Here is a 21,714-nt window from a genome sequence, read left to right on the forward strand (position 1 = left end):
GATGGAGACGACGACGGGCAGCACGGTCCGCATCGCCGGGCTGGTCCGGCGCTTCGGGGCCGGCCCGCAGCAGGTGACGGCGGTCGACGACGTGTCCCTGGAGATCCCGGCGGGGGCGGTGGTGGCGCTGACCGGGCCCAGCGGCTCCGGGAAGTCGACGCTGCTGCACATGATCGGCGCGATCGAGCAGGTGGACGCCGGCACGATCACCGTGGACGAGCAGGAGATCACCGCGCTCGGCCGGTCCGCCCTGACCCGGTACCGGCAGCGGGTCGGCTTCGTCTTCCAGCGCTACCACCTGCTGCCCGCCCTCACCGTGCTGGACAACGTTGTCGTGCCGGTGCTGCCCCGCCGGGGCCGGGCCGACCACGCCGCCCGGGCCCGGGAGCTGCTCGACGCGGTCGGCCTGGCCGGGCGGGAGCGGGCCCTGCCGGCCCAGCTCTCCGGCGGCCAGCAGCAGCGCGTCGCGATCGCCCGGGCGCTGATGGGCTCCCCCGGGCTGCTGCTCGCCGACGAGCCGACCGGCAACCTCGACTCGACCACCGGCGGGCAGATCCTCGACCTGCTGCTGGACCTGCGCGACCGGCACGGCATGACGGTCCTGCTCGCCACCCACGAGCGGGCGGTCGCCGCCCGGTGCGACCGGCTGATCCGCCTCGGCGACGGGCGGGTCGTCGAGGACGTGGACCTCACCGACGGCGAGGACCCGGAGGCCACCTTCCAGCGGGCCGCCGGCCTGCGCCTGTAGGCCGGCCGGGGGCCGATGCGAAAGGTCAGGCGGTCGGGCTGGCGGTGCGGACCTGCTCGGCGATGCGCTCGGCGACGCTTCGGGCGACCTGCTCGGTGGCCGCCTCGACCATGACCCGGACCAGCGGCTCGGTGCCGGACGGGCGCAGCAGCACCCGGCCGGTCTCGCCCAGCTCCGCCTCGGCCCGCTCGACCTCGGCCCGGACGGCGGGTGCGGCAGCGCCGACCGTACGGTCGCCGACGGGGACGTTGATCAGCACCTGCGGCAGCCTGGTCACCACGGCGGCAAGCTCCGCGAGCGACTTGCCGGTGGCGGCCAGCCGCGACATCAGGTGCAGCCCGGTCAGCACGCCGTCGCCCGTGGTCGCGTACGCGGGCATCACGATGTGCCCGCTCTGCTCGCCGCCCAGCGCGAGGCCGGACGCACGCAGCTCCTCCAGCACGTACCGGTCGCCGACCTTGGTCTCCAGGAGGCGGATGCCCTGCGCGGACATGGCCAGCCGCAGGCCGAGGTTGCTCATCACCGTGGCGACCAGGGTGTCGTCGGTGAGCGTGCCGGCCTCCCGCATCGCGAGCGCGAGGATCGCCATCACCTGGTCGCCGTCGACCTCGTCGCCGTCGGCGGACACCGCGACGCAGCGGTCGGCGTCGCCGTCGTGCGCGATGCCGAGGTGCGCGCCGTGCTCGACCACCGCGGCCCGCAGGGCGTCGAGGTGGTTGGAGCCGCACTCGTCGTTGATGTTGAGGCCGTCCGGCTCCGCGTAGATGGCGACGACCTCGGCCCCGGCCTCCCGGTACACCACCGGCGCCACCTCGGCCGCCGCGCCGTTGGCGCAGTCGACCACGACCTTGAGGCCGTCGAGGCGGTGCGGCAGGGTGCCGATCAGGTGCTGCACGTAGTGGTCCGCGCCGTCGAGCAGGTCGTGCACCCGGCCGACGCCGGCACCGACCGGCCGCTCCCAGGCGGTGGTGGCGTTCGCCTCGACGGCCGCCTCGATCCGCATCTCGATCTCGTCCGGCAGCTTGTGCCCGCCGGCGGCGAAGAGCTTGATCCCGTTGTCGGGCATCGGGTTGTGCGAGGCGGAGAGCATCACGCCGAGGTCGGCCTTGGCCTCGGCGGTGAGGAACGCCACGGCCGGGGTGGGCAGCACGCCCACCCGGACCACGTTGGCACCGGCGCTGGTGAGCCCGGCGACCACGGCGGCCTCCAGCATCTCGCCGCTGGCCCGGGTGTCCCGCCCGACCACGGCCAGCGGGGGATGGCTCCGGTCCGACTCGGCGAGCGTGTGGGCGGCGGCGACCGCCACCGCCAGCGCCAACTCAGGCGTGAGATCCGCGTTCGCCCGCCCGCGTACGCCGTCCGTGCCGAACAACCGGCCCATACCCGCCAACCTCCGATGAAACGGTCCAGGAAAGGCGAACGGCCGGGCCACCTCCCGTCGAGGGGAGGTGAACCCGGCCGTCCGTCAGAAGTACAACGCGCCGCTGATGATCAGCGCTTCGAGTACTGGGGAGCCTTACGGGCCTTCTTGAGGCCGTACTTCTTGCTTTCCTTGACCCGGGCGTCCCGGGTGAGGAAGCCGGCCTTCTTCAGCGCCGGACGGTCGTCCGGCTCGCTGACGATCAGGGCCCGGGCGATGGCCAGGCGCAGCGCGCCGGCCTGACCGGTGGTGCCGCCGCCACGCAGGTTGGCGATGACGTCGAAGGCCTCCGGCTTCTCGGCGGTGACCAGCGGGTCCTTGATCAGCTGCTGGTGCACCTTGCTCGGGAAGTAGGCCTCAAGGTCACGGCCGTTGCACGTGATCTTGCCGCTGCCGGGGACGATGCGCACCCGGACGATGGCCTCCTTGCGCCGACCCACGGTCTGGATCGGGCGGTCACCACGCGGCGCGCGGGCGACGGGCGCCGGCGCCTCGGTGGCCTCCTCGGGGGCAACCTCGGTCTCGGTGATGTCGGTCATGCTGTTTCCTTCGCCCGCGCTCACTGCGCGATCTGCTTGATCTCGAACGGCACCGGCTGCTGCGCGCCGTGCGGGTGCTCGGCACCGGCGTAGACCTTCAGCTTCTTGATGAGCTGACGGCCGAGCTTGTTGTGCGGGAGCATGCCCTTGACGGCCAGCTCGATGGCCCGCTCGGGACGCTTGGTCAGCAGCTCGTCGTAGCCGACCTGCTTCAGACCACCCGGGTAGCCGGAGTGGCGGTAGGCGACCTTGGTGTGACGCTTGTTGCCGGTCAGCGCGACCTTGCCCGCGTTCACGATGACGACGAAGTCGCCCGTGTCGACGTGCGGCGCGAAAGTCGGCTTGTGCTTGCCGCGCAGCAGCGTGGCGGCGTGGGTGGCCAGGCGGCCCAGCACGACATCAGAGGCGTCGATGACGTGCCACTGACGCTCGATCTCACCCGGCTTCGGGCTGTACGTACGCACAGGTATACCTTGTCTCGTCGTCGGTCTGGGGTCGCGCGCCGAGGTTACCGGGCGCGCACGAACGACCAAGCGTACCTCAGGCGGCACGCCTCTGGATGTCGTACAACAGCAGGCAACGATACCCGCCGCCCCGTCGGCAGGTCAAAACGGGGTACGCCCCCGCCTGGCCCCCCGAGGATACATGGCGGCGGTCACACGCCGGCCAGCCGGCGCGGGCCCGGCCGCAGGTACACCAGCCAGGTCACCCCGAAACAGAGCGCGTACGCGACGATGAAGGCGACGTACGCCGCGTCCGCGCTGCCCCCGGTCAGGAACGACTGCCGGAAGGCGATGTTCACCAGCACCCCGCCGGAGGCCCCGACCGCCCCGGCGATGCCGATCACCGAGCCGGTCATCCGCCCGGCCCGGCGCTGCGCCGCGACCGCCTCCCGCCGACCGGCGGCCACCTCCGCCGTCGCCCGGGCCCGGAAGATCGCCGGGATCATCTTGTAGGTCGAGCCGTTGCCGATGCCCGAGAAGACGAAGAGCGACAGGAAGCCGAGCAGGTAGAGCCCGAACGACCGCTCCCGGGCGGCGTACAGCACCAACGAGGCGCCGGCCGCCATCGCGACGAAGTTCCAGAAGGTCACCCGGGCCCCGCCGAGGCGGTCGGCGAGGTGCCCGCCGACCGGCCGGATCAGCGAGCCGACCAGCGGGCCGAGGAAGGTCAGCCAGGCGGCGTCGACCGGGGTCGGGAAGCGCTCGGCGAACTGGAGCTGGAGCACCTGGCCGAAGGCGAAGCAGAAGCCGATGAACGAGCCGAAGGTGCCGACGTAGAGCAGCGACATGATCCAGGTGTGCGGGTCGCGGGCCGCCTCGCGCAGCGCGCCGGGCTCGTTGCGCGCCCCGGAGATGTCGTCCAACCCGCGCGCCGCGGCGAGCGCGGCCAGCACGATCAGCGGCAGGTAGACCGCCGGCACCAGCCGGGGGTACGCGGCCCCCGCCGTCGCCAGCACCGCCAGCCCGACCAGCTGCACCGCAGGGACGCCGAGGTTGCCGCCGCCGGCATTGAGCCCGAGCGCCCGGCCCTTGAGCCGCTGCGGGAAGAACAGGTTGATGTTCGCCATCGAGGAGGCGAAGTTGCCCCCGCCCACGCCGGTCAGGCAGGCCAGCACCATCAGGGTGGAGTAGGAGACGCCGGGCTCCAGCAGCACCGTCATCGGCACGGCCGGGACGAGCAGCAGCAGCGCGCTGACGATCGTCCAGGTCCGCCCGCCGAAGCGCGCCACGGCCAGCGTGTAGGGCAGCCGCAGCGCCGCCCCCAGCGCAGCCGGCACGGCGGTGAGCAGGAACTTCCCCGCCGGGTCGATGCCGTACTCGGGGCCGAGGAAGAGCACCGTCACCGACCAGAGGCTCCACACCGAGAAGCCCACGTGCTCGGCGAAGATCGAGACCCAGAGGTTGCGGCGGGCGACCGGCGCCCCGGTCGTACGCCAGAACTCGGGGTCCTCGGGCCGCCAGTCGTCGATGCGGTGCCGGCGGCCGACGGCCGGCGGAACGGCCTCGGCCGGGGGTGTGGTGGGGGCCAGTGTGCTCACGGCGACTCCTCCTCGTCGGGTGCGACCTGGAGGAACGCTAGGAATCCGGGATTACCCCGGGGTGCCCGTCGCGGGTCGGGCAGGAAACGGAGATTGCACCGGGGGCGGATGCCGCCGGTGAGATGTCAGAGTTCCTGGAGGATGCGCAGCGCCCGGCCGACCCTGAGCATGGTCCCGGTGTCGGCGACGTCCACGCACTCGGTGAACCACTTCTTCATCGGCGAGGAGATCCGGTCGGGCATCACCACGTACGCGCCCATCGGCACCGCCAGGGGCGAGTCGCGCAGCAGCGCCTCCTCGACCACCTCGACGACGATCACGATCGGCACGTCGGTGGAGTTGTAGACGTCGGAGCTGATCACCAGTCCGAGCCGTTCCCGGGCGCCGTCGATGCGCCAGACCTCGCCCCTACGCAGCACGCGGGCGCCCGCCGAAGAGCGCGTCGTCGACCATGCCCACCTCGCGGGCGTCGGCGAGGGCGGCGGCTTCGAGGTCGAGCCCGGCCCGGCCGACGGCGGCGGCGTGCGCGGTGAAGACCTCGCGCAGCGCCTTCTCCCGGGCCGCCTGGTCCATCCACGCCGACAGGGAGAGCCCCTCGCGCTTCGCGAACCGCCGGGCCTCCTCGATCGTCTCGTCCGAGAACGACAGGGTCACCTTGGCAGTCATGCCGTGGAGACTACCCAGCGGTATGACCGGCAGTCATCCCGCTCACCGCCGACCGCCCAACCCGACAAAGCCCCCAGCCCACCCGTCGCGCCAGCCCGTCACGGCGCCCGGTCGACAGCACCACCCTGCGCGCGCCCGGCCCCCTGCGGGTGAGTGGGTGAGTGGGCGCTGTCGAGCTGCCCCATCCGTGCGACCAGCGGAGCCGGTCACCGCTCCATCGGCGGGGACAGTTCGACCGCACCGTCGTCCACGCCGTCGAGCTTGCGGTTTCGGCCCCTCCACACGGGCGGAAGGGAGCTTGTCTCGATGCAGCAAGCGCAAGGTGGATGAGAGGCCGGGCGGGTGCCGGAGATGTCGCCGGCCGAGGCGGCAGGAGCCGCCCGGTCACAAGGCGCGCCACGGGTGGTGCAGACGGTCGTCAAGCGCGGCCACCGCCTGCGGCGGGTCACTGCCCCGTCCGTAGGGGCAGCTCGACAGTCACGCACCTCCACACCCCCGCCCCCGCGGCCACCCGGTCAGCCAGCCGGCTCGGCGTCGGGTGCCCGACGGCCGCCGAACACGGCGAACCGCCACTGCTTGAAGAAGCAGTCGACGTCGACCAGGCCGGCCTCGGCCAGCCAGCGGCACTGCGCGGCGACCGGCGCCGGCCGGTCGTACGCCATCCGGCCCTCGGCGGCGGCGATCTCGTCGGCGTCGGAGCCCAGCGCGGCGACCTGCCCCAGCCACACCTCGTGGTACCGCCGGTCCAGCGCGGGGGTGGGGCCGGCGACCTGCTCGGCGTTGACGAAGACGCCGCCGGGGGCCAACGCCGCCGGCAGCCGCCGGTAGAGCTCGCGCTTGCCCGCGTCGTCGAGGTGGTGGATGGCCAGCGCGCTGACCACGGCGTCGTAGCGGCCGGCGGGCAACTCCCCCGCCAGGTCGGCCCGGACCGTCCGGTGCGCGAGGCCGCGGGACCCCAGGTGCTCGGCGGCGACGGCGAGCATGGCCGGCGCGGCGTCGACCAGGGTCAGCCGGACGCCCGGCACCGCCGCCGCGAGCAGCAGCGACAGCAGCCCGGTGCCCGCGCCCAGGTCCAGCACCTCCGGGGTACGCCCCGAGGCGAGCGCGGCCCGCAGCGGCGGGGCGGCCACCTCGACGGCGGTGCCGTAGAAGGCGTCGAAGCAGGGCACCAGGCGCCGTCGGGCCTCGTCGTAGCTGCCCGCCACCGCGTCGAAGGCCTCGGCCACGTTCATCGCGCCTCCCAAATAACAGGATTGTTGTCTCATATTGTAAACGTCAGCCGGCCCGGTGCCCGCGTGCGGTGTGAGCGGCTCTTGACAGGACCGAAACAGACGGGACCCGGACCGGAAATCGCCCCCCGGCACGCTTTGCCGACATGACAGACGGTGCACACGCGGCGACCGGACCGGGGCGGACGCCCCGGGAGGTGGCGACGCACTGCCCGTACTGCGCCCTCCAGTGCGGGATGACGCTGCGCGAGGAGGCCGGCCGGGCGACGGTGCTCCCCCGGCAGTTCCCCACCAACCGGGGCGGCCTCTGCCAGAAGGGCTGGACCGCCGCCGAGCTGCTCGACCACCCCGAGCGGCTGACCACCCCGCTGCTGCGGGACCCGGCCGGCGAGCTGCGCCCGGCGAGCTGGGCCGCCGCCCTCGACCGGATCGTCACCGGCCTGCGCGCCGTCCAGCAGGGACACGGCCGCGACGCGGTCGCCGTCTTCGGCGGCGGCGGACTCACCAACGAGAAGGCGTACGCGCTGGGGAAGTTCGCCCGGGTGGCGCTGCGGACGAGGCACATCGACTACAACGGACGGTTCTGCATGTCCTCGGCGGCGGCGGCCGGGATGCGCGCCTTCGGCATCGACCGGGGCCTGCCGTTCCCGCTGGCCGACCTGGGCCGGGCCGACACGCTGCTGCTGGTCGGCGCGAACCCGGCGGAGACCATGCCCCCGCTGGTGCGTTGGCTGACCGCGCAGCGCGAGCGCGGCGGCCGGCTGATCGTGGTCGACCCCCGGGTCACCGCCACCGCCCGGCAGGCCGACCTGCACCTGCAACCCCTGCCCGGCACCGACCTGGCGGTGGCGAACGCGCTGCTGCACATCGCGCTCACCGAGGGCTGGGTCGACCGCGACTACGTGGCCGCCCGTACCACCGGCTTCGAGGCGGTCCGCCGCGGCGTGGCCGGCTGGTGGCCGGCGCGCGCCGAGGCGCTCTCCGGGGTGCCGGTGGCCGACCTGGAGGCGACCGCCCGGGCCCTCGGCACCGCCGAACGCGTGATCATCCTGACCGCGCGCGGCGCCGAGCAGCACGCCAAGGGCGTCGATACCGTCACCGCCTTCGTCAACCTGGCGCTCGCCCTCGGGCTGCCCGGCCGCCCCGGCTCCGGCTACGGCTGCCTGACCGGGCAGGGCAACGGGCAGGGCGGACGCGAGCACGGGCAGAAGGCCGACCAGCTCCCTGGCTACCGCAGGATCGACGATCCGGTCGCCCGGGAGCACGTCGCCGGGGTCTGGGGGGTGCCGGCCGAGGAGCTGCCCGGGCCGGGCGTGCCGGCGTACGAGCTGCTGGACTCGCTGGGCACGCCCGCCGGGCCGAAGGCGCTGCTGGTCTTCGGCTCCAACCCGGTGGTCTCCGCGCCCCGGGCCGCCCGGATCGAGGGCCGGCTCCGCGACCTCGACCTGCTCGTGGTCGCCGACTTCCTGCTCTCCGAGACCGCCGCGCTCGCCGACGTGGTGCTGCCCACCGCCCAGTGGGCCGAGGAGGACGGCACGATGACCAACCTGGAGGGCCGGGTGCTGCGCCGCCGCGCACTGCGCCCGCCGCCGCCCGGCGTCCGTACCGACCTGGAGATCCTCGCCGACCTCACCGCCCGCCTCCGGGGTCGTGCCGGTGGAGGGGACGCCACCGATCCGCGGGTCGTGTTCGCGGAGCTGCGCCGGGCCTCGGCCGGCGGGATCGCCGACTACGCCGGGGTGAGCTGGGAGCGGATCGACGAACGCGACGGGGTGTTCTGGCCCTGCCCGGCCGAGGACGGCCCGGACACCCCCCGGCTCTTCGCCGACCGCTTCCCCACCCCCGACGGGCGGGCCCGGTTCCACGCCGTGGAGCACCGGCCGGCGGCCGAGGAGGTGTGCGCCGAGTACCCGCTGCACTTCACCACCGGCCGGGTCCTCGCGCAGTACCAGTCCGGCACCCAGACCCGCCGGGTCGCCGCGCTGCGCCGGGCAGCCCCGGACGCGTTCGTCGAGCTGCACCCCGACCTCGGCGCGCGGCTGGGCGTCGGCGACGGCGAGCCGGTGCGGGTGGTCTCCCGTCGGGGCGAGTTCTGCGCGCCCGCCCGGTTCAGCACCGCGATCCGGCCGGACACCGTCTTCGCGCCGTTCCACTGGGGCGGCGCCGCGCGGGCCAACTCGGTCACCAACGACGCCGTCGACCCGGTCTCCGGGATGCCGGAGTTCAAGATCTGCGCCGTCCGACTGGAGAGGGTGGGCGAACCGTGAGCGAAAACGTCGTGATCGTCGGGAACGGGATGGCCGGTTCGCGGCTGGCCGGCGAGCTGCACGCCCGGGGCGGGGACCGGAAGGTCACCGTGCTCGGTGCGGAGCCGCACCGGGCGTACAACCGGATCATGCTCTCCACCCTGCTGGCGGGCAAGGTCGGCGAGCCGGACGTGGAGCTGGCCGAGGCCGCCGGGCAGGGCGTCGACCTGCGTACCGGGGTGACGGTCACCGCCGTCGACCGCGCCGCCGGCACGGTCCACACCGACGACGGCGACCGCATCGCGTACGACCATCTGGTGCTCGCCACCGGCAGCCGGGCCGTGGTGCCGCCGCTGCCCGGGCTGGACGGGCCCGGGCTGCCGGCGCGGGTGGTGCCGTTCCGCACGCTTGACGACTGCCGCCGGATCCTCGCCGTGGCCGGCGGCGCGCGCAGCGCCCTGGTGCTCGGCGGCGGGCTGCTCGGGCTGGAGGCGGCCCGCGGGCTCGCCGCCCGGGGCCTCGACGTCGGGGTGGTGCACCCGGTGCCGTACCTGATGGAGCGGCAGCTCGACCCGGCCGGCGCGGCCGTCCTGGCCGGCACCCTCGCCGGCCTCGGGGTCACCACCCACCTGGCCGTGTCGGCCACCGGGGTGGTCGCGGACGACGACGGGGTACGCCTCGACCTGGCCGACGGCCGGTCACTCACCGCCGACCTGCTGGTCCTCTCCTGTGGGGTACGCCCCGACACCGCCCTCGCCCGCGCGGCCGGGCTGGCCGTGGAGCGGGGCGTGGTGGTCGACGACCGGCTGCGCACCAGCGACCCACGGATCTCGGCGATCGGCGACTGCGCCCAGCACGACGGCAACCTCACCGGGCTGGTCGCCCCCGCCTGGGCGCAGGCCCGGGTGGTGGCGCAGGTGCTCACCGGGGAGGAACCGCAGGCCCGCTACCGGCCCCGGCCGGCGGTGACCCGGCTCAAGGCGGCCGGCATCGACCTCGCCGCCATGGGCGACCCGGGTGACGGCGGGACCGGCGAGGAGCTGACCTTCGCCGACCCGTCCCGGGGCACGTACGCCCGGCTGCGCATCCACGACGAGCGGCTGACCGCCGCGATCCTGCTCGGTGACAACCCGGCGGTCGGCACGGTCATCCAGCTCTTCGACCGGGGCCAGCCGGTGCCGGCCGACCGGCGCTCCCTGCTGCTCGGCCGGGCGTTCGGCGCGGCGGCAGCGGCACCGGCCGCGACCCCGGCGCTGATGCCGGACGCGGCGACCGTCTGCCAGTGCAACGACGTCAGCAAGGGAGCGCTGGTGGGCTGCTGGCGTGCCGGGGCCCGGACCGTCGACGCCGTGGTCGACGCGACCCGGGCCGGCACGGGGTGCGGCGGCTGCCGGGACGCGGTCGCCGGCATCGTCGGCTGGTTGTCCGAGGTGGATTCGGCGGAGGTGGCGCGATGAGCGAGCAAAGCGAGCGAATCATCAGGCTCAGTGCGGTGAAGCCTCATGACGGCACGCAGCGGAGCGGAGGGCCGTCATGAGCGAGCAAAACAGCAGGCTGGTGGTCGTCGGCAACGGCATGGTGGGGCAGCGCTTCGTCGACGCGCTGCGCGCCCGTGACCCCGAGGGGCGGTGGCGGGTCACCGTGCTCGCCGAGGAGAGCCGCCCGGCGTACGACCGGGTGCGGCTCTCGGCGTTCTTCGACGGCGTGGGCGCCGAGGAGCTGAACCTGCACACCCCCGACGACGGGGTGGAGCTGCGCCTCGGCGAGCCGGCCACGGCGATCGACCGGGAGCGGCGGCTGGTGCGTACCGCGACCGGCGAGCACCCGTACGACGCGCTGGTGCTGGCCACCGGCTCGTCCGCGTTCGTGCCGCCGGTGGCCGGCGCGTCCCTGCCCGGGGTGTTCGTCTACCGGACGCTTGACGACCTGGAGGCGATCCGGGAGCACGCGGCGGGCCGGCGGACCGGGGCGGTGATCGGCGGCGGGCTGCTCGGGCTGGAGGCGGCGAACGCGCTGCGGCTGCTCGGGCTGGACACCAGCGTGGTGGAGTTCGCGCCGCGGCTGATGCCGGTGCAGGTGGACACGGCCGGTGGCGCGATGCTCCGGCGGTACGTCGACGAGCTGGGCGTGACCACCCACCTGGGCGTGGCCACCACCGCGATCCGGTCCGGCCCGGACGGCACGGTCGCCGGGCTGGAACTGGCGGACGGGACCGTGCTCGACGCCGACCTGGTGGTGGTCGCGGCGGGCATCCGGCCCCGCGACGAGTTGGCCCGGGCGGCCGGGCTCGCCCTGGGCCCGCGCGGCGGCGTGCTGGTGGACGGCGCCTGTCGTACCGCCGACGAGCGGATCTGGGCGGTCGGCGAGTGCGCGGCGGTCGACGGCGTCTGCCACGGCCTGGTCGCCCCCGGGTACGCGATGGCCGAGGTCGTCGCCGACCGGCTAGTCGGCGGGGCGGCCACCTTCCCCGGCGCGGACACCGCCACCAAGCTGAAGCTGCTCGGCGTGGACGTGGCCTCGTTCGGCGACGCGCACGGCACCACGCCCGGCTGCCTCGACGTGACGTTCACCGACCCGGCCACCCGGGTCTACGCCAAGCTGGTCCTCTCCGACGACGCGCAGACCCTCCTCGGCGGGGTGCTGGTCGGCGACGCGAGCGCGTACCCGACGCTGCGGGCCAGCGTCGGCGGTCCGCTGCCCGGGCCGCCGCTGGCGCTGCTCGCCCCCGAGGGCGCGGCGGGCGCGGGCGCCGGCGCGCTGCCCGCCGCCGCGCAGGTCTGCTCCTGCAACGCGGTGACCCGCGCCGACATCGACGCGGCGATCGCCGGCGGCTGCGCGGACGTGCCGGCGCTGAAGGCGTGCACCCGGGCGGGTACGAGCTGCGGCTCCTGCGTGCCGATGCTCAAGCAGCTCCTCGACGCGGCCGGCGTGCGGCAGTCCACGGCGCTCTGCGAGCACTTCGACGCCAGCCGGCAGGAACTCTTCGACATCGTGCGCGTCCGCGGGATCCGCACCTTCTCGCAGCTCGTCGCCGAGCACGGCCGGGGTCGCGGCTGCGACATCTGCAAGCCGGTGGTCGCCTCGATCCTCGCCTCCCTCGGCACCGGCCACGTGCTGGACGGGGAGCAGGCGTCGTTGCAGGACACCAACGACCACTTCCTCGCCAACCTGCAACGCGACGGCAGCTACTCGGTGGTGCCCCGGATCCCCGGCGGCGAGATCACCCCGGAGAAGCTCATCGTGATCGGCGAGGTGGCCCGGGACTTCCAGCTCTACACGAAGATCACCGGTGGGCAGCGGATCGACCTGTTCGGCGCCCGGGTCGACCAGCTGCCGCAGATCTGGCGCCGGCTTGTCGACGCCGGCTTCGAGTCGGGCCACGCGTACGGCAAGGCGCTGCGCACGGTGAAGTCCTGCGTCGGCGAGACGTGGTGCCGGTACGGGGTGCAGGACTCGGTCGGGCTGGCGATCGCCCTGGAGCTGCGCTACCGGGGACTGCGCGGCCCACACAAGATCAAGTCGGCGGTGTCGGGCTGCGCCCGCGAGTGCGCCGAGGCACGCAGCAAGGACTTCGGCATCATCGCCACCGAGACCGGCTGGAACCTCTACGTCGGCGGCAACGGCGGCTTCCGGCCCCGGCACGCCGACCTCTTCGCCACCGACCTGTCGACGGAGGCGCTGGTCCAACTCATCGACAGGTTCCTGATGTACTACATCCGCACCGCCGACCGGCTGCAACGCACCGCCGCCTGGATCGAGGCGATGGAGGGCGGGCTGGACCACCTCCGCGCGGTGATCGTGGACGACTCGCTCGGACTGTGCGCCGAACTCGACGCCGCGATGGCCCGGCACGTCGACTCCTACTCCGACGAGTGGCGCGACGTGCTGGAGGACCCGGTCCGGCTGCGCCGGTTCGACTCGTTCGTCAACGCCCCCGGGGTGCCCGACCCGTCCATCACGTTCGCGCGCGAACGGGGCCAGCCGGTCCCGGTGGGCCGGGCACCGGCCGGCGAGGGCCGGCAGCCGGTCACGCTGGGCATGCCGGAGGTGCGGCGATGACCACCACGACGCCCCGACTGCCGGAGGTACGGCCATGACCGTCACGATGCCCAACCCGACGCGTACCTGGACGCCCGTCTGCCCGCTCGACCGGCTGGACTCCGACCGGGGCGTGGCCGCGCTCGTCGACGGCGTGCAGGTGGCCCTCTTCCGCACCGCCGACGGGCTGTTCGCCCTCGACAACCTCGACCCGGTCGCCGGGGCGTACGTGCTGTCGCGGGGGATCGTCGGCAGCCGGGGCGGGGTGCCGACGGTCGCCTCGCCCCTGCACAAGCAGGTGTACGACCTGCGCACCGGGGTCTGCCTGGACCTGCCCGGCGTCGCCGTGCCCCGGCACGACGTGCGCTGCCGGGACGGCCTGGTCGAGGTGCGGCTGCGACAGGAGGAGTGAATGCGCGACGAACTGGCGGGCTTCACCATCGGGGTGACCGCCGACCGCCGGCGGGACGAACTCGCCGCGCTGCTCCAGCGGCGCGGTGCCCGGGTGGTGATCGCCCCGGCCCTGCGGATCGTGCCGCTGGCCGACGACACCGACCTGCGGGAGGCCACCCGGGCCTGCCTGGACCGGCCGCCGGACGTCCTGATGGCCAACACCGGCATCGGCATGCGCGGCTGGTTGGAGGCGGCCGAGGGCTGGGGGCTGGCCGAGCCGCTGCGCGCCGTGCTGGCCGACGCGTACGTGGTGGCCCGGGGTCCCAAGGCGCGCGGGGCCATCCGGGCCGCCGGCCTGCACGACCAGTGGTCGCCCGACTCGGAGAGCTGCGACGAGGTGATCGAGCACCTGTGCCGGCGCGGCGTGGCCGGGCAGGTCGTCGCCATGCAACTGCACGGCGAGCGGCAGCCCGAGTGCACGCTGGCGCTGGAGGCGGCCGGGGCCACCGTGATCGAGGTTCCCGTCTACCGCTGGGCGCCGCCGACCGACCCGGCCCCGCTGCACCGGCTGATCGACCTGGTCGCCGGCCGGCTGGTCGACGCGGTCACCTTCACCTCCGCCCCGGCGGCCGAGGCGTTGCTGCGCGCCGCCGGGGACCGCTCCGAGGCGGTGCTGGACGCGTTCCGGGGCGACGTGCTCGCCACTTGCGTGGGCGCGGTCACCGCGGAGCCGCTGCTGCGGCGCGGGGTGCCGGTGAGCGCACCGGCACGGGCCCGGCTGGGCGCCCTCGTGCGGACCATCGTCGACGAACTGCCACGCCGGACGGTCACCCTGAAGGTGGCCGGTCACCTGCTCACGCTGCGCGGGCACGCCGCCGTGGTCGACGGCGAACTGCGTCCGCTCGCGCCGGCGCCGATGGCGGTGCTGCGGGCGCTGTGCGGCTCGCCGGGTCGGGTGCTGTCCCGGACCGCCCTGCTGCGTACGCTGCCGCGCGGCGCCGACGAGCACGCCGTGGAGATGGCGGTGGCCCGGCTACGTGCCGGGTTGCGCGCGCCCCGGGTGGTGCAGACGGTCGTCAAGCGCGGCTACCGCCTCCGGGTCGACTGACGCGACCCGGAGGCGGGAGCCGTCCCGATCAGCCGACCGGCGCCGGGTAGCCCCGGCCGTGCTCGGCCTCGAGGCGGAGCATGGCGTGCTCCACGACGGTCACCAGCACCTGCTTGACCGCGTCCCGGTGCCGGGCGTCGGTCAGCACCAGCGGCACGTCCGGCGAGATGGCCAGCGCCTCGCGGACCTCCTCCAGCTCGTACTGCGGCGCGCCGTCGAAGCGGTTCAACGCCACGACGTACGGCAGCCGACGGTTCTCGAAGTAGTCCAGCGGCGCGAAGGCGTCGGTGATCCGGCGGGTGTCCACCAGCACGGCCGCCCCCACGGCGCCCTTGATGATCTCGTCCCACATGAACCAGAACCGGGTCTGGCCGGGCGTGCCGAAGAGGTACAGGATCAGGTCCTCGGCCATGGTGATCCGGCCGAAGTCCATGGCGACCGTGGTGGTCTGCTTCCCCGGCACCTTGGACGGGTCGTCGATGCCGACACCGGCCGCGGTCATCACCGCCTCGGTTCTCAGCGGGGTGATCTCCGAGATCGCGCCGACCAGGGTCGTCTTGCCCACGCCGAAGCCACCCGCGACCACGATCTTCGCGGAGATGATTCCCCGGTTTCGGCGGGCCCCGGCGGGGTCATAGCCTGCGAAGTCCACTTAGCACCCTTCCAAGGATTTCCATCCGCTCCTCGAACCCCTCGGCGGGAGCGGCAGTGTGTAGCGTCAGCAGGCTCTCGGCCACCATGTCGGCGACCAGCACCCGGGTGACGCCCAGCGGCATCCGGGTGTACGCGGAGATCTCGGCCAGCGACTGCGCCCGGCCCTCACAAACGGTGGCGATGCGGTGCTTGTCGTGCCCCGCGAAGCGGGCCTCCGCAGCCTGGGTCGCGCTGGCCGTCAGGACCGCCTCCAGGGCGATGTCCATTCGGGCCTCGGTCCGGCCGCGAGTGACCGCGTACGGCCGTACCAGCGCACCACGTGGGTCCACGCGCCGTTGGTCCATCGACGATCACCTCCTCTCCCGGCCGGGCCCCTGGTCGGGCACCGGATCCTCTCGTTCCTGCGACGCACGGTCCGCGCGTCGCGCCCGCTAGGACCGCACCGCGTCCCGGGGCAGCGGCACCAGCGCCGCACCCACGCGCTCGACCAGCAGCGCCATCTCGTAACCCACCTGACCGACGTCGCAGCTGCGGGCCGCCAGCACGGCCATCGACGAGCCGTCGCTGATCGACATCAGGAACAGGTAGCCGCTGTCCATCTCGATGACCGTCTGGAGCACACCGCCGGCGCTGAACATCCGGGCGGCGCCCTCGGTCAGGCTGACCACGCCCGAGGTGATCGCCGCGAGCTGGTCCGCCCGGTCCGCGGGCAGGTCCCGCGAGGAGGCGAGCAGCAGCCCGTCGGCGGACACCGCCACCACGTGGGCGATCCCCGCCACGCTGTCGGCGAAGTTGGTGAGCAACCAACTCATGTCCTGCATGGCCGCTGGCCTGTTCATCGACTCGTCTCCTTGGTCGAGGTGCTGTCCTGGTCCGTGCCGGCCGCCCGGCCGCGCTGCACGCCGCGGTGGTAGGCCGACAACAGGCCCCGAACTTCGTCCGGGGTACGCCGGCTGCGGTCGCGGCCGCTCCGGGGCTCGATCCCGCCGGGCACGAGTTGTGCCTGCGGCTGCCGCTTGGGCAGCCCCGAGCGGGTGGTGCCGGCGGTGGCGGGGGCCGCCGCCCGGCTGGCCCGGGACCAGCCCTCGTCCGCCGCCGTGCGCCAGGCGTCCGTGTCGGACGCGGGCGCCGCCGGGGGCGGCTCCGCGACCGGAGCGGCGGGGGGCGCCGCGGGAGGCGCGGCGGGGGGTGTGTCCGGCGTGGCGGGTCGCGCCGCGGCCGGCGGGGTGTACGCCGGCGGTGCCGGCTGCACGGGCAGCGGAGCGGTGTCGGTGCTGCCCGGCGTACGCGTGGGCAGTCGGGGCGCGCGGGGCTGCGCCGGTGCCGGCTGGGCGGCGGCCGGCGTCCCGGCGGCGGGTGCTGCGGCGCTCGGCGCCCCGGCGGCCTGCTGGGCCGCGGCCGACTGGCTGAAGTCGGGGCGGGTGAAGATGGCCGTGGCGTCGTTACCGTGCGACCGGAACCACACCGCCTCCATCTCCCGGAAGATCGGCGCCTCGGCCGGCAGTTCGGCGCGCGGGGTGATCGGCGCGGCGGGGGCGGGCGGGGCCGTGGCGGCCAGGCCGGCCCCGAGGCCGCGGCCGGCGCCCGGGTCGGTGCCGAAGCCGGTCTCCCGGGCGGAGCCGGCGAACCCCGCCGACAGCCCGGTGGCCGGCGCGCCGGCGATCGGGCCGACCGGCAGCGCCGGCGCGCCCGGCGCTTGCGCGTCCCCGCCGGGGACGCGCTTGGGCAGCGCGTCGACCGTGGGGTACGCGACGGTCGGCGTACCGACCGAGGGGACTCCGCTGGCGAAGGCCGGCCGGGCCGGGGGTGCCGCCGGGGGCGGCGACGTCAGGCCGCCGGCCTGCACGGGGGCCGCGGTGTCCCGCGCCTGCTCCGGGGCCTGCCACGGCGTCGGGGCGGCGGACCGCCACTGGTCGGTGAGGGTGGCCGAGGCGGTACGTCCCGCGCCGGCCGGCTCGCCGAGGCCGGCCGGGGTGAGCGGGTTCTGCTCGACCGCGAGCGGCTGCCGGGGGCGGGTGATCTGCTGGTCCCGGCTGTGCACGGGCGGCAGCACCACCGTCGCGGCGGGGAGCGTCACCTGGGCGACGGTGCCGCCCTCCACGTTGCGGCGCAGCTCCACGCGGATGCTGTAGCGGGAGGCCAGCCGGCTGACCACGGCCAGTCCCATCAGCCGGAACGCCGCGACGTCGACGCTCGGTGGGGCGGCCAGTCGCCGGTTGAGCGAGTCGAGCTGGTCGTCGGTCAGGCCGAGGCCCCGGTCCTCGACCTGGATCAGGACGTAGTCCCGGATCCGTCGGGCGTCGGCGACCACGGTGGTGGTCGGCGGCGAGAAGCGGGTGGCGTTGTCGAGCAGTTCGGCGACGAGCCGCACCACGTCGTTGACCGCGTGCGCCGCCACCGAGATGTCGGTGTCGACGGTGCCGAACTCGATCCGGTTGTAGAGCTCCACCTCGGACTGCGCGGCCCGCAGCACGTCCACCAGCAGGGCGTCGTCGCGGCGCGGCACGGCCGAGTCGGCGCCGGCCAGGACGAGCAGGTTCTCGTCGTTGCGGCGCATCCGGGTGGCGAGGTGGTCCAGCTCGAAGAGCTGCGCGAGCCGCTTCGGGTCCTCCTCGCCGCGCTCGATCGCGTCCAGCTCGCCGATCATGCGGTCGACCAGGGTCTGACTGCGGCGGGCCAGGTTGAGGAACATCGCCGAGACGCTGGTACGCAGCGCGGCCTGCTCGGCCGCCACCCGGACCGCCTCGCGGTGTACGACGTTGAAGGCGAGCGCGACCTGGCCCACCTCGTCGCGGTTGTTGAGCTTGATCGGGTCGCGTACCTGCCGGACGATCTCCTCGACGCCGCCGTCGCCGACGTTGCCGACGTTCTGCAGCCGCTTGACCGCGTCCGGCAGGTCGTGGTTCGCCACCGAGAGGGCGCCCTCCCGCAGCCGGCGCAGCGAGTGGTTGAGCGAGCGGGCCAGCACCACGGCGAGGGTCACCGCGACGATGAGGGTCAGCAGCACCAGCCCCGTCTCGATGAAGGCCTGCCGGATGACGTCCGACCGGGCCTGGTCGGCCTGGCTGAGCAGGCGCTCCTGGAGCCGGATCTCGGCCCACCGCATGAGGTCGTTGACCGCGCCGATGGCGGCGGTGGCGTCCTGGGCGGTCACCGGCGAGGTCTGCCCGACCGAGCGGGTGAGGTCGGCGGCCACCCGGTCGGCGAGGGTCACCGCGTCGCCGGAGACCGTGCTGTCGACGAGGGCGCGCTGGGTCGGGTCGGCGGCCAGGGAGAAGGCGACCAGCGCCTCCTGCTGGCTGGTCAGCGTGGCCACGAAGGAGGAGAACTGCTCCTCGTCGAGCTGGCGGGAGAGAAGAGCGGTGTAGACGACCGACTGTTCCTCGGCGACGGCCGCCTTGGCGCGGGCGAACGCGGCGACCGCGCGCCGGGCGTCCGCGAGCCGCTCGTCACCGGGCAACTGGGCCAGCCCGTCGCCGTACGCGACCAGGTCCGTGATGATGATCCCGTAGCGCAGCGCCGCCTCGGCGACCGCCATCTGCTGGCGGTCCAGCACCTCCTGCCGGGTGCTGGCGAGCGTCTCCAGGTGCTCGTCGATGGTCGCCAGCCGCTCCCGTACGGCGGCCGGCACCTGGCCGACCCGTCCGCGCTCCGCCCGGTACGCCTCGACCCGCTCGTCGGTGCTGCGCACCCGCAGGTTGTAGGCGTCGGCCTTCTGCTGCGGCGTCGACAGGAAGGCGGCGGCGGCCATCCGCTCGGCGTGCAGGTCCTGCGTCAGCGCGGAGACGTCGATGGAGAGCGCCGTCAGCGCCCGGGCCTGGTTGGCGTCGAAGGTGTTCTCACCGATGGTGACGAGTCGGACCGTGGCCAACGCGAGCACCGCGGCGACCGGCACGACCAGGATCAGGGCGAGCTTGGAGCGGATCCGCACATCGCGGAGCCGGGGCAGCCGACGCCGCTTGGGCTGTTCGGTGTCGCCACTCGCGGGCAGGGTCGTCGGTCCGGTGCTCACGACATCGCCTCCGTCGTTTCTTCCACGCCTGCCCCGCCGACTCGCGCCCGGTGCAGCGGACTGCGCCACACGCGGCACGGCCGCGATTTCATCAGAACTGATCCTGTTTGGGAAGTCGCGGTGGGGTAGGAAACGGTCTGAGGGCTCGCATCCCGTGATCCGGTCAACTAATACCTTCAATTCTCCATGCCCGTGAACAGGGCATGTAACTCCAGAGTGGTCATCCGTGTCGTATTAGTAAGCGCTTGCAAACTTCCCGTTGCCCCACCATGTGGGATACGTGTCCCGAAACGCATCCGAGGCTCCGCTTGACCGCGGGGCCCGGCGTTGGCAAGGTTTTGCAGGCTTCGCGCACACCGTACGGCAGACCGATCCCGTTCCTCTACTGAGGACGGACAACCCGGCGGTGACCGGGTACCGCCCGGGCCGCATCTGGAGGACTGAGTTGAGCCCCATCCGCTCCGCGACCGCCGCGGCGCTCGCATCGGCCGTGCTGGCCACCACGCTCACCGGCTGCCAGTTCGGGGCGGACGAGCAGGACACGAGTCCCATCGTCATCGCCGCGGACCTCGAGCTCTCCGGCGCTGCCGCGCCCGTCGGCAAGGCGTACCAGCGGGCGCTGGAACTGAAGGTCGAGCAGCTGAACTCCTCCGGCGCGCTCAACGGCCGGAAGGTCGAGCTGCGGGTGAAGGACAACCGGTCGGACGCGAGCGAGTCGCTGCGCAACATCGGTGACTTCAGCGCTGATTCCCAAGTCAGCGCCATCATCATGGGCGGCTGCAACGAATGCGCCGTCGGCGCCGTCCGCACCATCAACGAGAAGCGAATTCCCACCATTGCGCTCGCCGCCTCCAGCGCCGTGTCCACCCCGGTCGCCGAACGGCGGTACGTGTTCAAGCTCTCCCCGAACGCGGCCGACAGCGCCGCCGCCCTCGCCGGCGAGATGCGCCGCAAGGGCGTCCGCAAGGCGGGCGTGCTGCACAGCGACGACGCCTACGGCCGCGAGGGGCTGACCGCGCTGCGCGCCGAGTTCGCGAAGGCCGGCGTCAAGCTGCTGCGCGAGGAGGCCGTGCGCACCACCGACACCGACGTCACCAAGCCGGTCGAGGGCCTGATCGGCAAGAAGCCGGACGCGCTTGTCGTCTGGACCCCGGCGGAACAGGCGACGCTGGCCGCCACCGCGGCCCAGAAGGCCAAGTTCGAGGGCGAGCTCTTCTTCGACGCGTCGGCGGCCGGCGACCTCTTCCTCGGTGCCGCCTCCGCGGCGACCGAACGCACCACGCTGGTCTTCACCCAGACCATGGTGATCGACGACGTCATCGCCACCACCCCGGCCAAGGCGGCCCGCCGCCAGTGGTTCCAGGACTACACCGCCCGCTTCGGCGGCTACAACGGATCCTCGTCGTTCGCCGCCGACGCCGTGCAGCTCATCGCCGACGCCGAACTCCGCTCGGGCCGCGAGCCCGGCGAGGTCGACCGCGACGGCATCCGGAACGTGCTGGAGACGACCCAGCTGGACGGTCTCTCCGGGCCGATCCGGATGACCCCGGACAACCACTCCGGCCTGATGCCGCAGGCCCTCACCACCCTGGTCGCGCGCAACGGACGCTGGCGCCTCGCGGGCTGACCGTCCGGTCGGTGGTGGACGGGATCCGGCGCACGGGACCGCGTCGGACCAGCGCGTCGGTGTGGCCCGCCGTACCTCGGCGGGCCACACCATCGACATTTCCGACGGGTCAGCGGGCCGACGTGGTGGCGCGGACCCACGGCAGGGCGAGCCGCTCGACCAGGGACAGTGCGCTGTAGAGCAGGATGCTCATCAGCGCGATCAGCACGATCGCCGCCCAGGCGGTCGCGGTGTCCCCCACGCCGTTGTACTGCAGGATCTGGTAGCCCAGCCCCGGCTTGTCGGAGTAGAACTCGCCGATCACCGCGCCGATCGCGGCCAGCGGCATCGCCACCTTGAGCCCGACGAAGATCTGCGGCAGCGCGGCGGGGAAGCGCACCTTGCGGAACGCCTGCCACCACGAGGCGTTCAGCGACCGGGCCAGCTCGGCCAGGTCGTTGGGGGTGGTGGTGAGACCGGTCGCCGTGGAGAGCACGACCGGGAAGAAGCAGAGCAGGAACACCATGGTCAGGATCGGCTTCGCACCCCAGCCGACCGAGACCACCAGCAGCGGCCCGAGGGCGATCTTCGGCACCGCGTTGACCGCCACCAGCAGCGGCGCGAACATCCGCTCGACGCGGCGGGATCCGGCCAGGGCCATCCCGATCAGCACCCCGGCCACCGCCGACAGCAGGAAGCCGACCACCGTCATCGTGGTGGTGACGCCCAGCGCCGGCATCAGCACGTCGGCGCCCGCGACCAGCGCCTGCCACACCGCCTGCGGCGGGGGCAGCGACACCGGGTGCACCAGTTGCAGGCCCGACGTGACCAGCCACCAGGCGGCCAGCGTGATCACCGCGCCGAGCAGCGGCAGCCCGACGGCCGCCGGGCGTACGCCGGAGCGGCGCGGGGCCGCGGGCCGGGGCGCGGGCTCCGTCCCGGTGCGGACGGACCGGGTACCGGTCGTCTCCGTCACGGATTCTCCTCTCCTGCCGGCCGGGCCGGCACGCGACG

19 protein-coding genes are annotated in these 21,714 nt (G+C 74.0%); 7 read left to right on the forward strand and 12 right to left on the reverse strand.

The window, feature by feature from the left end; translation table 11 throughout:
- Window position 1: 1 nt before the first annotated feature.
- On the forward strand, window positions 2-748 hold the full coding sequence (locus tag ACN27A_RS17550; RefSeq protein WP_421454763.1) for an ABC transporter ATP-binding protein: 747 nt from the start codon (window positions 2-4) through the stop codon (window positions 746-748).
- 25 nt (window positions 749-773) lie between these two features.
- Here ACN27A_RS17550 and glmM read toward each other — a convergent pair whose 3' ends face one another.
- From glmM to ACN27A_RS17585, 7 genes are all read right to left on the reverse strand, one after another.
- Window positions 774-2,129, reverse strand: a complete 1,356-nt coding sequence (gene glmM, locus ACN27A_RS17555) for a phosphoglucosamine mutase (protein WP_421454765.1) — start codon at window positions 2,127-2,129, stop codon at window positions 774-776.
- 110 nt (window positions 2,130-2,239) lie between these two features.
- Window positions 2,240-2,707: a 30S ribosomal protein S9 gene (rpsI, locus tag ACN27A_RS17560; RefSeq protein ID WP_121399850.1), complete on the reverse strand. Its 468-nt coding sequence runs from the start codon at window positions 2,705-2,707 to the stop codon at window positions 2,240-2,242.
- Window positions 2,708-2,727: 20 nt separating this feature from the next.
- Complete coding sequence (gene rplM, locus ACN27A_RS17565) at window positions 2,728-3,171, reverse strand: 50S ribosomal protein L13 (RefSeq protein ID WP_088998398.1); 444 nt, start codon at window positions 3,169-3,171, stop codon at window positions 2,728-2,730.
- A 191-nt stretch (window positions 3,172-3,362) separates the two neighbouring features.
- Window positions 3,363-4,748 (reverse strand): MFS transporter, encoded by a 1,386-nt coding sequence (locus ACN27A_RS17570; RefSeq protein WP_421454768.1) that lies wholly within the window; start codon window positions 4,746-4,748, stop codon window positions 3,363-3,365.
- A gap of 125 nt (window positions 4,749-4,873) precedes the next feature.
- Entirely contained in the window at window positions 4,874-5,167 is a 294-nt protein-coding gene (locus ACN27A_RS17575; RefSeq protein ID WP_151454581.1) for a hypothetical protein, read from the reverse strand.
- Window positions 5,157-5,414 (reverse strand): DUF6364 family protein, encoded by a 258-nt coding sequence (locus ACN27A_RS17580; RefSeq protein WP_132230932.1) that lies wholly within the window; start codon window positions 5,412-5,414, stop codon window positions 5,157-5,159. Before ACN27A_RS17580 ends, ACN27A_RS17575 begins: the two co-directional genes overlap by 11 nt.
- 515 nt (window positions 5,415-5,929) lie before the next feature.
- Window positions 5,930-6,646, reverse strand: coding sequence for a class I SAM-dependent methyltransferase (locus tag ACN27A_RS17585; protein WP_421454771.1), 717 nt, complete (start codon window positions 6,644-6,646; stop codon window positions 5,930-5,932).
- A gap of 233 nt (window positions 6,647-6,879) precedes the next feature.
- Between ACN27A_RS17585 and ACN27A_RS17590 the strand changes: the two genes are divergently transcribed.
- The 5 genes from ACN27A_RS17590 (at window position 6,880) to ACN27A_RS17610 (ending at window position 14,428) form a co-directional block, all read left to right on the forward strand.
- Entirely contained in the window at window positions 6,880-8,910 is a 2,031-nt protein-coding gene (locus ACN27A_RS17590; RefSeq protein WP_421458509.1) for a molybdopterin oxidoreductase family protein, read from the forward strand.
- Window positions 8,907-10,346 (forward strand): FAD-dependent oxidoreductase, encoded by a 1,440-nt coding sequence (locus ACN27A_RS17595; protein WP_421454774.1) that lies wholly within the window; start codon window positions 8,907-8,909, stop codon window positions 10,344-10,346. Before ACN27A_RS17590 ends, ACN27A_RS17595 begins: the two co-directional genes overlap by 4 nt.
- A gap of 76 nt (window positions 10,347-10,422) precedes the next feature.
- Complete coding sequence (nirB, locus tag ACN27A_RS17600; protein ID WP_421454776.1) at window positions 10,423-12,948, forward strand: nitrite reductase large subunit NirB; 2,526 nt, start codon at window positions 10,423-10,425, stop codon at window positions 12,946-12,948.
- A gap of 46 nt (window positions 12,949-12,994) precedes the next feature.
- Window positions 12,995-13,339 carry a nitrite reductase small subunit NirD gene (gene nirD, locus ACN27A_RS17605; protein ID WP_421458510.1) on the forward strand — a complete coding sequence of 115 codons (345 nt, stop codon included), beginning with the start codon at window positions 12,995-12,997 and terminating at the stop codon, window positions 13,337-13,339.
- On the forward strand, window positions 13,340-14,428 hold the full coding sequence (locus ACN27A_RS17610; protein ID WP_421454778.1) for a uroporphyrinogen-III synthase: 1,089 nt from the start codon (window positions 13,340-13,342) through the stop codon (window positions 14,426-14,428). It abuts the gene before it with no gap.
- 28 nt (window positions 14,429-14,456) lie between these two features.
- Here the strand turns inward: ACN27A_RS17610 and ACN27A_RS17615 are convergent, their stop codons facing one another.
- The 4 genes from ACN27A_RS17615 to ACN27A_RS17630 all read right to left on the reverse strand — a co-directional run bounded on the left by ACN27A_RS17615 (window position 14,457) and on the right by ACN27A_RS17630 (window position 19,094).
- The gene (locus ACN27A_RS17615; protein WP_088998389.1) at window positions 14,457-15,080 is read right to left on the reverse strand and encodes a GTP-binding protein; all 624 of its coding nucleotides are present in this window, start codon (window positions 15,078-15,080) and stop codon (window positions 14,457-14,459) included.
- Window positions 15,061-15,426: a DUF742 domain-containing protein gene (locus ACN27A_RS17620; protein ID WP_088998388.1), complete on the reverse strand. Its 366-nt coding sequence runs from the start codon at window positions 15,424-15,426 to the stop codon at window positions 15,061-15,063. Before ACN27A_RS17620 ends, ACN27A_RS17615 begins: the two co-directional genes overlap by 20 nt.
- An 87-nt stretch (window positions 15,427-15,513) precedes the next feature.
- Window positions 15,514-15,921, reverse strand: a complete 408-nt coding sequence (locus ACN27A_RS17625; RefSeq protein WP_067359650.1) for a roadblock/LC7 domain-containing protein — start codon at window positions 15,919-15,921, stop codon at window positions 15,514-15,516.
- The gene (locus ACN27A_RS17630) at window positions 15,918-19,094 is read right to left on the reverse strand and encodes a nitrate- and nitrite sensing domain-containing protein (protein ID WP_421454781.1); all 3,177 of its coding nucleotides are present in this window, start codon (window positions 19,092-19,094) and stop codon (window positions 15,918-15,920) included. The genes ACN27A_RS17625 and ACN27A_RS17630 overlap by 4 nt, the downstream gene beginning before the upstream one ends.
- Window positions 19,095-19,539: 445 nt before the next feature.
- On the opposite strand from ACN27A_RS17630, the gene ACN27A_RS17635 reads away from it, so the two are divergent.
- Window positions 19,540-20,721, forward strand: coding sequence for an ABC transporter substrate-binding protein (locus tag ACN27A_RS17635; protein WP_421454783.1), 1,182 nt, complete (start codon window positions 19,540-19,542; stop codon window positions 20,719-20,721).
- A gap of 109 nt (window positions 20,722-20,830) precedes the next feature.
- On the opposite strand, the gene ACN27A_RS17640 is transcribed toward ACN27A_RS17635, so the two are convergent.
- Window positions 20,831-21,676: an ABC transporter permease gene (locus ACN27A_RS17640; protein ID WP_421454785.1), complete on the reverse strand. Its 846-nt coding sequence runs from the start codon at window positions 21,674-21,676 to the stop codon at window positions 20,831-20,833.
- Window positions 21,677-21,714 lie beyond the last annotated feature (38 nt).

Source organism: Micromonospora sp. WMMD737, from assembly GCF_049179055.1.
Taxonomy (GTDB): Bacteria; Actinomycetota; Actinomycetes; order Mycobacteriales; family Micromonosporaceae; genus Micromonospora; species Micromonospora reichwaldensis.

Coding starts and splice junctions, on each gene's coding strand:
- ACN27A_RS17550 (WP_421454763.1), top strand. CDS start 2: ATGGAGACGACGACGGGCAGCACGGTCCGCATCGCCGGGCTGGTCCGG.
- glmM (WP_421454765.1), bottom strand. CDS start 2,129: ATGGGCCGGTTGTTCGGCACGGACGGCGTACGCGGGCGGGCGAACGCG.
- rpsI (WP_121399850.1), bottom strand. CDS start 2,707: ATGACCGACATCACCGAGACCGAGGTTGCCCCCGAGGAGGCCACCGAG.
- ACN27A_RS17580 (WP_132230932.1), bottom strand. CDS start 5,414: ATGACTGCCAAGGTGACCCTGTCGTTCTCGGACGAGACGATCGAGGAG.
- ACN27A_RS17585 (WP_421454771.1), bottom strand. CDS start 6,646: ATGAACGTGGCCGAGGCCTTCGACGCGGTGGCGGGCAGCTACGACGAG.
- ACN27A_RS17590 (WP_421458509.1), top strand. CDS start 6,880: ATGACGCTGCGCGAGGAGGCCGGCCGGGCGACGGTGCTCCCCCGGCAG.
- nirB (WP_421454776.1), top strand. CDS start 10,423: ATGAGCGAGCAAAACAGCAGGCTGGTGGTCGTCGGCAACGGCATGGTG.
- nirD (WP_421458510.1), top strand. CDS start 12,995: ATGCCCAACCCGACGCGTACCTGGACGCCCGTCTGCCCGCTCGACCGG.
- ACN27A_RS17610 (WP_421454778.1), top strand. CDS start 13,340: ATGCGCGACGAACTGGCGGGCTTCACCATCGGGGTGACCGCCGACCGC.
- ACN27A_RS17620 (WP_088998388.1), bottom strand. CDS start 15,426: ATGGACCAACGGCGCGTGGACCCACGTGGTGCGCTGGTACGGCCGTAC.
- ACN27A_RS17625 (WP_067359650.1), bottom strand. CDS start 15,921: ATGAACAGGCCAGCGGCCATGCAGGACATGAGTTGGTTGCTCACCAAC.